7 protein-coding genes are annotated in these 11,339 nt (G+C 62.4%); 4 read left to right on the top strand and 3 right to left on the bottom strand.

The window, feature by feature from the left end:
• Positions 1-572: 572 nt before the first annotated feature.
• The 3 genes from tauA to AC1DK4_RS28805 all read left to right on the top strand — a co-directional run bounded on the left by tauA (position 573) and on the right by AC1DK4_RS28805 (position 3,343).
• The gene (gene tauA / locus AC1DK4_RS28815) at positions 573-1,583 is read left to right on the top strand and encodes a taurine ABC transporter substrate-binding protein (RefSeq protein WP_441621191.1); all 1,011 of its coding nucleotides are present in this window, start codon (positions 573-575) and stop codon (positions 1,581-1,583) included.
• 97 nt (positions 1,584-1,680) lie between these two features.
• Entirely contained in the window at positions 1,681-2,457 is a 777-nt protein-coding gene (locus AC1DK4_RS28810; protein WP_441621189.1) for a taurine ABC transporter ATP-binding protein, read from the top strand.
• Between the two features lie 10 nt (positions 2,458-2,467).
• Positions 2,468-3,343, top strand: a complete 876-nt coding sequence (locus tag AC1DK4_RS28805; RefSeq protein ID WP_477131929.1) for an ABC transporter permease subunit — start codon at positions 2,468-2,470, stop codon at positions 3,341-3,343.
• 109 nt (positions 3,344-3,452) lie between these two features.
• Here AC1DK4_RS28805 and AC1DK4_RS28800 read toward each other — a convergent pair whose 3' ends face one another.
• The gene (locus AC1DK4_RS28800) at positions 3,453-5,999 is read right to left on the bottom strand and encodes a P-loop NTPase family protein (RefSeq protein WP_441621185.1); all 2,547 of its coding nucleotides are present in this window, start codon (positions 5,997-5,999) and stop codon (positions 3,453-3,455) included.
• 113 nt (positions 6,000-6,112) lie between these two features.
• The gene (locus AC1DK4_RS28795) at positions 6,113-6,331 is read right to left on the bottom strand and encodes a hypothetical protein (protein WP_477116354.1); all 219 of its coding nucleotides are present in this window, start codon (positions 6,329-6,331) and stop codon (positions 6,113-6,115) included.
• A gap of 596 nt (positions 6,332-6,927) precedes the next feature.
• On the opposite strand from AC1DK4_RS28795, the gene AC1DK4_RS28790 reads away from it, so the two are divergent.
• Complete coding sequence (locus AC1DK4_RS28790) at positions 6,928-10,332, top strand: ATP-binding protein (RefSeq protein ID WP_477131928.1); 3,405 nt, start codon at positions 6,928-6,930, stop codon at positions 10,330-10,332.
• A gap of 70 nt (positions 10,333-10,402) precedes the next feature.
• Here AC1DK4_RS28790 and AC1DK4_RS28785 read toward each other — a convergent pair whose 3' ends face one another.
• Positions 10,403-11,131 (bottom strand): IclR family transcriptional regulator, encoded by a 729-nt coding sequence (locus tag AC1DK4_RS28785; RefSeq protein ID WP_441621200.1) that lies wholly within the window; start codon positions 11,129-11,131, stop codon positions 10,403-10,405.
• Positions 11,132-11,339 lie beyond the last annotated feature (208 nt).

The raw sequence follows: 11,339 nt of genomic DNA, 5'->3' as shown, positions 1-11,339 counted from the left end.
GTGACGCCGTTGGCGGCGAGGGTTTCGACAAAGGCTTCCGAGGGGGTCATGGCCTGCGGGCCGGTGGTGGCGGGGGCGTCGGTGGTGGCCTGGCGCAGGGATTCGGGGAGGTGTTCGCTCATGGTGGTGGGTCTCCGGGCTTCGATCTCAAAACGGAACCAAACGTTCCGAAAAGTGTTTGTGAGTCGAATGTAGGATGAGACCGAGCGATGGTCAACATGAAATTCAAATAAACGGAACGATTTGTATCTTAAAGTGAACCAAATCTGGTCGTGGACCCACAGTTACCCCCGGCTGGCTCTAACCGCAACGGGGCACGCTTCCTACCATAGGGCTACACCGCGCTTGGAGCGGACCGAGGCGATCCCGCCGGCAGAACGGGACGCCACCAGAACGAGAGGACGCAAAGACGTCCCAACCAGACGGAGACACGGCATGCCTCATGCTTATTACCTCTTCCTCCTCGAGCAGGCACCGCCCCGGTGCCACGCCCCTGTTGCCGGCACTCGCGCAGCACGCCAGACGGCACTGCACGCCGGCACGCAACCCAGTCAATCTTGAGGAGGTTCATCATGCGTTGGATCAAGCAGCTTGCAGCAAGCGTAGTGCTGGCGGCCGTCGTCGCCCCGGGCGCCTATGCGCAGAGCAGGGAAGTCGTGATCGCCTACCAGGACATGGTGGTGCCATGGCGCTATGCGCAGGACATGAAGGAAGTCGAGAAGCAGACCGGCTACAAGGTTTCGTTCCGCCAGTTCGGCGGTGGCGGCGACGTGATCCGGGCGATGGCTTCCGGCCAGATCGCCATCGGCGAAGCCGGTACCTCGCCGATTGCCTCGGCGCTGTCGCAAGGGCTGGACGTGGAACTGTTCTGGATCCTTGACGACATCAATGCGGCCGAAGCCATGGTGGCGCGCAACGGCAGCAATATCAACAGCGTGGCCGACCTCAAGGGCAAGCGGGTGGGCGTGCCCTTCGTCTCCACCACGCACTACCACACGCTGGTGGCGCTGGAGCAGGCCAGGATCAATCCGCGCGACGTCAAGATCATGAACATGCGCCCGCCCGAAGTGGCGGCGGCCTGGGAGCGCGGCGACATCGATGCCACCTTTATCTGGGATCCGGTGCTGGCCAAGCTCAAGCAGTCGGGCAAGGTGCTGGTGACGTCGGGCAAGATCGCCAGCGAGACCGGCAAGGCCACCTTCGACGGCATGATCGCCAACAAGAAGTTCGCGCGCGAGAACCCCGAGTTCATGGTCAAGTTCGTCAAGATCCTGGCCGCGGCGGACGAAAAATACCGGCAGGACAAGGCCGGCTGGAGTGCCGACTCTCCCATGGTGAAGGCTGTCGCCAAGGTATCGGGCGCCAAGGCTGAAGCGGTGCCGGCCAGCATGGCGCTGTACAACTTCCCCACGCTCGACGAGCAGGCCTCGCCGCGCTGGCTGGGTGGCGGCGCGGCCAAGGCGCTGCAGTCCGCGGCGCAATTCCTCAAGGAACAGGGCACCATCCAGACCGTGTTGCCGGACTATGGCCCGGGCGTGAATGCCGAGTGGGTGCGGCGCGCGCTGGCCAAGACGCCGGCCTGATCTGCGCGCGCCGCATGGCGCGATGAAGGACGGTTGCCGCGGCGCGGGCGATGCCCGCCGCGCGGCCTCGACACACTCTCTTCGGAAGTTTGCAGCTATGGCCAAACTCGAAATCGACAACCTCAGCGTGAACTACGGCGGCCGCGGCGGCGCCGAGACGCTGGCCCTGTCGCAGGTCAATCTCACCATGGAGCGCGGCGACTTCGTGGTCGCGCTGGGCGCCTCCGGGTGCGGCAAGACGACCCTGCTGTCGTGCATTGCCGGTTTCATGCAGCCCTCGGAAGGCGAGATCCGCCTCGACGGCAGATCCGTGCACGGCCCCGGTGCCGAGCGTGGCGTGGTGTTCCAGAAGCATGCACTGATGCCCTGGCTCAATGTGCTGGACAACGTGGCGCTGGGCCTGCGCCTGCGCGGCGTGCCGCGTGCCGAGCGCCTGCGCATCGCGCAGGAGAAGCTGGCGCTGGTGGGACTGGAGAAGGTGGCGGCCAAGCCGGTCTACCAGCTGTCCGGCGGCATGCAGCAGCGCGTGGGCATTGCCCGCACGCTGGCCAACGATCCCGCGGTGATGCTGATGGACGAGCCGCTCGGCGCGCTGGATGCGCTCACCCGCGAATCGATCCAGGCGCTGATCCTCAAGCTGTGGGCGGCCGAGCAGAAGATCGTTTTCTTCATCACCCACAGCGTGGAGGAAGCGCTCTTCCTGGCCACCCGCCTGATCGTGATGACGCCGTCGCCGGGACGCATCGCGCATACCTACGAGATGCCGTTCGCGCGCCGCTACATTGCCTGCGGCGATGCACGCGAGGTGAAGTCCGACCCGGAGTTCATCCGCTATCGCGAAGAAATCGTCAACCTGATCCATGCCACGCCCTGAGGAGCCCGCCATGTCCGCTTCCGTTCAACGACTCGACCCTGCGCCGGGCGCCGGTGCCGTGGCCGCCGCGCCCGCCGCGCGCCGCATGAAGGCCGTCTCCGGCTATCGCCTGCCCGGCGAAGGCAGCAGTTCGCGCATCTCCACCATCACCGTGGCGTCGCTGCTGGCGCTGTGGTGGATCGCCAGCCACCTGCGCTGGCTGCCGCCACTGTTCCTGCCCACGCCGGAATCCATCATCAACGCGTTTATCGATGCCTGGAACGGCAATGTGCAAGGCGGCCTGCCGCTGACCGAGCATTTCCGCGCCAGCATGGTGCGCGTGTTCGGCGCCTTCGCGCTGGCCACCGTGACGGCGGTGCCGATCGGCGTGATGATGGGCGTGTCGCGCATCGCCCGCGGCGTGTTCGATCCGCCCATCGAGTTCTACCGTCCGCTGCCGCCGCTGGCCTACCTGCCGCTGATCGTGATCTGGTTCGGCATCGACGAAACCTCCAAGATCCTGCTGATCTTCCTGGCCTGCTTCGCGCCGCTGGCCATGTCGGCGCAGGCCGGCGTGCGCTCGGTCACCATCGAGCAGATCAACGCGGCGTATTCGATGGGGGCCAACCCGTGGCAGGTGATCCGCCATGTGGTGATCCCGGCCGCGCTGCCGGACATCCTGACGGGCATGCGCATCGCCATCGGCTTCGGCTGGACCACGCTGGTCGCCGCCGAGATGGTGGMCGCCACGGCGGGGCTGGGGCAGATGGTACTGAATGCGTCGAACTTCCTGCGCACCGACGTGGTGATCATGGGTATCGGGCTGATCGGCCTGATCGCCTATACCTTCGACCTGCTGATGCGCAAGATGGAGACGTGGCTGGTGCCGTGGAAGGGGAGGATGTAAGGGTCGAGGGTTGCCGGTTGCCGGGCGGTGGCATGCTCCGCCCGGTTTCTGTTTATGCAATGACCTTGGGCAAACCGACGCGTAGCATTCCCGTGTCCAGCGGCGTCGGTTATCCCGGCAGTACATACTTATAGCCCGGCGTCTGTGCCGAAGTCCGATGGTCTGTGTTCAGGATCACGACCCGATGATCACGACCCCACACATCAAGAAAATGGTAGATGCTTTCTAATTCATCCTCGTGGATCTCTTCCAACGCCTCGTCCAAGATCAGCGTACCCCCGGCTCGCCATTGGTGATTCTCAAGAAGCTCACGAAGAACTGCGTCTGCTCGTCGTCCCTGACCAATCTCGGTCATCTCGCGTCTGCCAAAAAATGCGACGGTGCGCCCCCAGCGATGTAACGCCCAAAACAATTCGGTCAACAGGGTCGTCTTCCCGCATCCCGACCGGCCTAATACCCAGTTGACTCCAAAATTGAAGTTCACCTCTGGATAACGGATTCCTGTCAGGGGGGAGTGCGCTTCGGCGAGCCGGATTCCCTGCTCACCCTCTTCAAGGCTCACCCAAGGAATACGGTTTACCAGCGGCAAGTTGGAAACTGCGTGAAAAGATGATGCCGTGCTTAGCAGGCCGGAACCGGCCACAAAGAGGCGGATGGACTCCCGGTCTACGGCAAGGAGCGCGGACAGAAGGAACGCAGCAAGCGAGGCTTCCACCTTCGCGAGCAGCAAAGAGCTGAGGCACAGCATCAGCAGGATATGGAAGGTCCCCTCGAGTAGGAGCGCCAGCTCCACCTTCTTTAGATAGAGCCGTACCTTGGCTTCGGTCCAACGTTGGAGCGATGGCAACGCCAGCACGGCTCTCATCCGCCTAGTTCGCGTAGTCTGGCCCAGTCTAGCTGTCGCCAGGTCGAATGACGCCCAATCGCGAATAGTGAGCACAAATGTCCGACTCGCCTCCAGCATTTTTTCTCTTGCCAACACAATTCCACGGTAGTTCCTGGAGTAAAAAAACCAAACCAGGATTACAAAACCAGCTATGAAACCAATACCCAAAGCGCCCGCCGCGAAAACCAGTGACATAGCGAAAAGCGAAAACACAGCAAGAGCCCAAGTAAAGTCGTGAAGGTAGTACGAGAAGCCCTCTTGTGCAACGTCGAGGTCGACGGGAACTCTCCTCTCGATCTCTATGTTTGGCGACGACGATCGGAAGATCGAAAGGGAAAGGCTCTTGAAGGTTTTACGCCTGACATGATGCTCAAGTGCCATCCCACCAAGTATCGTGAGCGAGAAAGCTCCCATGGCTGACCAGATGGCTTCACGTGTCAACGAACCATGGCTTCCAATAAGGCGTGCCACATTCGCATCGAGATAGGCGGCGAGGATAAAGACAGGAAAGTACCAGCGCACAAAACGCGGAATAACCGGGGCTTTGCCGCTTCTATCTGGCGACTGAGCTTCCCTTAGGGGCGGGTCTAAATGACTCCGAGGCTCTGAAAGTTCAGAATATCCATCACGTGAAATTCCATCCGCACCGCATACCCTGAGCGCCCCTTCAGTTACAAGCTGATCCAACAGCGTTTTGGCTTTCATTCTATTTGGCAGATCGAGTGAAATTAGCTGGGTTGACAGGCTCAGCGGCACATCTCGATCTACTGCGCAACACACGGATCGGATCAGGAGCAATCTTTGCTTTTGGCCCTCCGACAGTTCGTCAGGCGCTAGCAATTTCTCAAAGGGCGTTGGAAGTTCTCCCAGGCCAAGCTCGCCCCACATCCCGAGCCGACGAAGAAGCCGGCATCGTAGTGGACCCCGGCCCAACAGATTCACGTACAGCGGCGCCGCCCAGATGGTGTCCTTGCCGTCGAAGGTAACGCATGATGAATTCCCTACCGGAATCCGGCTACACGTCGCATCGATATGCGCTTGAGCGCTCTTAAGTGCTTTCCACGCCTGCACCTCGCGCGGAATTGCGAGAAGTGCCGCGAACAGCGGCATCGAGACCCAGAACACCGTTACACCTGCCTCACCGAGTGACATCCCAGGAACGACACCAATTGCTCCAATCGCGGCCAAGGGAAGAATTCTCAGTAGTATTCCCAAGTAGGTCTCGGAAATCTTTGCGCCTGAGTCGAGTGCTCGCCAAAGACGCTCCTGCCTACTCAGAGCATCAAAGCGCGCGGCGCTCGCCTGTTTCATTTCATCGAGCCCCAGTACTCCGAGTCTCCTGGCGATAAGTGTGTTGAACTCTGCGTTCCGGCTTGTAACCGTTTCATTGACGCGCAACAAGGCGTAGACGCTAATCCATTGCAGTACAAATACCATCCCGCTTACCAGAGCCACGCCAATCAAAACACCTAACGCTTGCAAATTAAAAAATGATCCTATTATCGCCAGCGTGGCAACTATTGCTATAAAATTCCCGACAAGATCCTCCCTTGCCAGTGCAAAATCCAACCGCTGTTGAAGGAATCTGTATAGGGTCCTCGCCTGATCCCCGTCGTCGTATTTGTGCACTCTGGCGCAATGCTGGAGATGATCGCTAGCCATGGTGATGGAACTGGCAACCAAGCGAGCGAGGACCCGGCCGAGAAAGATACGAACCAATCCCAGGATGGAGATCAATATCAAAGCGCGCGGGCTTGGATCGCGAAGCATGAGAGCAACTACAAAAAAAAGAGCGTACTGGGCCGCGAAGCTAGCGCACTTCAACGCGCAGTAGAACAGTGAGAAGGGCTGTAGCGAGAATCGGGAAGGGGCGCGCGGCGAGTTCAAGATGATGTCTTGGCATAGGTGTCGAAGGCGCGGTTTAACTTGTACTCGCGCAGGTCTGCAACGTGCTCGGTGAGGGTGGTCGCACGCCGATCAAAAAATCGGGCGACTACGCCAAGTTCAACCCTGATGGGGACAAGTTCCGTGCCGTCTTGAGTTTCACGCCAACGAGATTCGCCATAATGTCGTGTCGAGGCTGCCTTGGTGGGTAGGATCACCAGCCAAGTTGGCGGGTGAGAACCTTCGGCCGCCAACCGCCGGATTCAAGTATTGAAATTAATAATTGGTTGATAAATAGGGTTAACCATTGTTATTAAGGTTTGGATGATAAAATCTGAAATTTCCGAATTGAGATTTATGGCGTAAAAAATTTCTAAATAGAAAATCTGAAATTTCTCAACTTAACTCAATGAAATATGATTGGAGATAGAAGGCATGCGCGGGTAACCCATTGATTCCACCTGGAATTCAGGTTGAAGTACCTTATTGGGTGCGTTGCGATCGCGCAACGTTGCACTACGCGGGCGCCCACCGAGCGAGAATTTTCCGCCGCTCGCCAATTGAAACCAGTGGCTAACGCACCGCTTACTCGGCAGCAAGCCCTCGTCGCGGGAAAACGCCTAAGGGTCCATTGGACTACCGTCTACCGCCTTCGACGCCGCTTCCACAACGACCCAGTGGCGAGTGCCCTGAGGCGTTCGCGGCGAGGCCCAAATTCGGGTCGGAGACCACCCCGACAGCGCGGCGGCGACCCAGTCTTGCGACGACAGGCAAGGGGGCGTTTAATTACCTGGAGGACGTCCAGGGAGCATCTATGGCGCGCTGCACAAATTGTGAGCTCGAGAATGCCGTTGGCGCCAGTTTTTGTGAGCAGTGCGGCAACCGGCTCCCGCGTCTCTGCGTGCGCTGTGGCCACGAAATGAATCCGACGGCGCGCTTCTGCAGTGCTTGCGGCGAGCCCGTCAGTGAATTGCCGCAACCCGCCGCCGCCGCCCCCGTTCATTACACGCCACCGCATCTGGCCGAGCGTATCCGGGCCGAGCAGGCGGCGCTGGAAGCCCGGGGAGATACCGCTGGCGAACGCAAGACAATCACCGTCCTGTTTGCCGATATGGCGGGCTCGACCACCCTGATCCACGACCTGGACCCGGAAGAGGCCCATCACCTGATCACCCCCGTCATCGAGCTGATGATGGAGGCCGTGCATTACTACGAGGGGTACGTGGCCAAGTCATTGGGCGACGGCATTCTCGCGCTGTTCGGCGCACCGATCGCGCATGAGGACCATACCCAGCGCGCATTGTTCGCGGCGCTGCGCATGCAGGAGGCGATGCGCCGGCACAGCGACCGGCTCCGGCTGGAGCAGGGCATCTCGCTGCAGATCCGGGTGGGCGTCCACACGGGCGAGGTGGTCGTGCGCTCGATCCGCAAGGACGACCTGCACACTGACTATGATCCGGTGGGGCACACGATCCACATTGCCGCGCGGATTGAAACAATGGCTGCGCCCACATCCATTCTCGTCAGCGAATCCACCCACAAGCTCGCCGATGGGTATTTCGAGTTCAAGGCGCTGGGAGAGGCCCTGGTCAAAGGCATCCCCAAACCGCTCGTGGTCTACGAGGTGCTGGGTCTCGGGGCGTTGCGCACGCGCCTGCAGGTGGCGGCTCACCGCGGCCTGGCTCGCTTCGTCGGCCGCGAAGCCGAACTGGAGGCGCTGCACCTGGCGCTGGACCAGTCCGTGGCCGGGCACGGGCAGATCGTCGCGGTGGTGGGGGAGGCCGGCGTCGGCAAGTCGCGCCTGTTCCACGAGTTCAAGGCGCGCTCGCAGAGCGGATCCCTGGTGCTGGAGACTTTTTCGGTCTCGCATGGCAAAGCCTTTGCCTATCTGCCCCTGATCGAGCTCCTGAAGAACTACTTTCAGATCACCGCCCAGGACGACAAGCGGCGATGCCACGAGAAGGTCACGGGCAAGGTCCTCACGCTGGAGCGCAGCCTCGAGGACCTCATGCCCTATCTGCTCTATCTGCTGGGTATCGTCGGGCCCGGCTCGGCGCTGGCGGACATGGGCGCAGACCTTCGGCGCGAGCGCACGTTCGAGGCGATCACGCGCCTGCTGGAGCGAGAAAGCCGGAATCAGCCCATTGAGCTGCTGTTCGAAGACCTGCAATGGCTGGATAACGAGACAGAAGCCTTTCTCGCTTACCTCGTCGAGCGGGCGGCGGATGCCCGGATTCTCCTCCTTGTGAACTACCGCGCCGAGTACCAGCCCGCCTGGGTCAGGCAGGACAATTGCACGGAATTGCGGCTCGCCCCGCTTGGTCCTGCCGAGGCGCAAGGCCTGCTCGGCGGCTTGCTGGGCGATGACCCCGGTCTCGGGCCGCTCAGGCAGCTCATCCTGGAAAAAACCGAGGGCAACCCCTTCTTCATGGAGGAGGTCGTCCAGACCCTCGCCGAGGAAAAGGCGCTGCTCGGTGAGCCCGGCCGGTACCGCATCGAGAAGACCCCGGCCGCGCTGCATATTCCGACCACGGTACAGGGCGTGCTCGCGGCGCGCATGGATCGGCTGCCATCCGCGCAGAAGGAACTGTTGCAGACCCTGGCCGTGATCGGCAAGGCATTCCCGTTGAGCCTGATCCGGCAGGTCACCGGGCAGCCGGAAGACCGCCTGTATCCGTTGTTGGCCGGTCTGCAGGCCGGAGAGTTTATCTACGGGCAACCCGCCTTTCCGGAGGTGGAGTATGCGTTCAGGCACGCGCTGACTCAGGAGGTCGCGGGCAACTCCCTGCTCTCGGAACAGCGCTGCGCATTGCATGAACGCACGGGGCGGGCCATCGAGGCCCTCTTCCGTCAGCAGTTGAAAGGCCACTGCAGCGAACTGGCCCATCACTACAGTCACAGCGGCAACATCCCCAAGGCGGTGGAGTACCTGCATTGTGCCGGGCGTCAGGCCGTTGAGCGTTCGGCGCATCTCGATGCCATCCGTCACCTGAGTACGGCCCTGGAACTGCTCGAGCGCCTGCCCGACACGCCGGAGCGCGCAGGCCAGGAGCTTGCATTGCGCGTCACGCTGGGGCCCGCCCTGATTGCCGCGAGAGGTTATGCCTCGCCGGAGGTGGAGGCCACCTATACCCGGGCGCTGACCTTGTGCGAACTCGCTGGCAACACCCCTCAGCGCTTCGAGGTGAAGTTGGGAATGCGCGCTTTCTATTCGCTTCGTGCGCAGCACGAAACCGCGTATGTGCTAGGGGAGGCGCTGCTCAGGTTTGCCGAGGATGCGCAAGATACGGCGTTGCTCGGACAGGCGCACGTTGCGCTGGGAGGCACTTCACTATACCTGGGCGAGTTCCACGAGGCGCGGGCGCACCTGGAGCGTGGGCTTGCCCACTATGAACCTGAGTCGATCGCCCCTGGCGCACTGTTCGGTCAGGATTACGGGGTCCGTGGCCGCAGCCTCCTGGCATGGGTCTTATGGCATCTTGGCCTGCCGGCGCAAGCCAGCCAGGCCACCCAGGATGCACTGACCCTGGCCCGGAAGATTACGCATCCTTTCAGCCTCGCGCTCGGCCTGGCCTTTGCGGCCGAGCTGCATCAGTACCGGCGCGACGTACAACTGACCAGGGAGTGCGCCGAAGCCGCCATCACGCTCTCGACCGAGCACGGGTTTCCCTTCTGGCTCGCATGGGGCACCATCCTGCGGGGTTGGGCGTTGGCCGAACAGGGGAGCCGTGAAGAGGGCATCGTCCAGATCCGCCGTGGCCTGGCCGCCTACCAGGCCACGGGGGCCGAGCTGGGCCGGCCTTATTTCCTGGCCCTGCTGGCCCAGGTCTACGAGGACGCCGGACAAACCGAGGCCGGACTCGACGTGCTGGCCGACGGGCTCTCCATGATCGGCAATACGCGGGAACGCCACTACGAAGCGGAACTGCATCGGCTCCAGGGGGAATTGCTTCTCCATCGGCCGGGCGGGTCCGCCGACCCTGAAGCGGCGGAAGCGTGTTTTCATCGGGCCATCGCGATTGCCCGGCAGCAAGGCGGGAAGTCGCTTGAGCTGCGCGCGGCGCTGAGCCTCGCCCGGCTATGGGAACACCAGGACAAGGCGGAAGCCGCGCGGCAGACGCTGGCCGGGATTCACGCGTCCTTCACGGAAGGGTTCGACACCGCCGACTGGCAGCAGGCCAAGGCCCTGCTGGATGCCGCGATCGAAGGCCGGATGTAAGTCCGCAATCTTTATTCTGTTTGAATCACCCGTTCTCTACCTGGCAAACGGCGGCGTCCATGCAGGCTGCTCAGAAAGTAGCGGCCAGCTCCCTGGCCGTTTCCTGCAGGCGTGGCACGAACTCCAGCGAGCGCGACAGCGGCGAGCGGGCCGTGGGTGCATGCACCGCCAGCGCCGCAACCACATGTCCGCGCTCGTCGCGCACCGGCACCGCCACGCAGGAAATGCCAGCGACGAATTCCTCGTTGTCCACGCCGAGCTGCTTGTGCGCGCTGCGGTCCAGCTCGGCTTCGAGCAGTTCCACGTCGGTGATGGTGTTGGGCGTGAAGCGCTCCAGCGGCAGTTGCCGCACCAGCGCCGCGCGTTGCTCGCGCGGCAGCAGCGACAGCAGCAGCTTGCCGCTGGCCGAGCAGTGCAGCGGCACGCGCGAGCCCGGCTTCAGGTCCAGCCGCAGCGGCCACGGCGCTTCCATGCGATCCAGGTACAGCACCGAGGTTTCGTGCAGCATGGTCAGGTTGACCGTCTCGCCGATGTCCGCCACCAGTCGCGCCAGGATGGCGTGGCGCAGCTGGCGCGTGCCCGAATGCGTGACGATGGCCACGCCCAGCCGGGACAGGCGCGGTCCTACCGCGTAGGCGTTGCGCGCGCCGGGCTCGCGGATCACCAGCCCGCCGGACTCCAGCGCGCCAAGCATGCGGTGCAGCGAGGCCTTGGGCGCTTCGAAGCCCTGCATGATCTCCGCCAGCGAGAGAGGGCGGTCGGCCGCCACCAGGAACTCGAGCAGGGCGAAGGCGCGCAGCGTGGGCGTGTCGCGGTCCGCCGCCGGGTCCGGCGGGACGCCGGGCGCCGGCGCGGCCTCCTCCTCTTCGTCCAGGTCCACGGCGGTGACCGCCTGGCGGGCATTCCGTGGTGCTTTTGCCTTAGGTGCTTCAGGAGGCGCCTTGCGCGCCGCCGCAGTTGCTGATGCCGATTTCAATCCAACCTCCGTTCCGGAAAACGAGACAGAT

The organism is Cupriavidus sp. 05N38 (genome assembly GCF_056397345.1).
This window is presented reverse-complemented; position numbering and strand designations above follow the sequence as displayed.

Bases quoted from the DNA above. Each gene is read 5' to 3' on its own strand.
- AC1DK4_RS28800 (WP_441621185.1), bottom strand. From the start codon at position 5,999: ATGCTTCGCGATCCAAGCCCGCGCGCTTTGATATTGATCTCCATCCTG.
- AC1DK4_RS28790 (WP_477131928.1), top strand. From the start codon at position 6,928: ATGGCGCGCTGCACAAATTGTGAGCTCGAGAATGCCGTTGGCGCCAGT.
- tauA (WP_441621191.1), top strand. From the start codon at position 573: ATGCGTTGGATCAAGCAGCTTGCAGCAAGCGTAGTGCTGGCGGCCGTC.
- AC1DK4_RS28810 (WP_441621189.1), top strand. From the start codon at position 1,681: ATGGCCAAACTCGAAATCGACAACCTCAGCGTGAACTACGGCGGCCGC.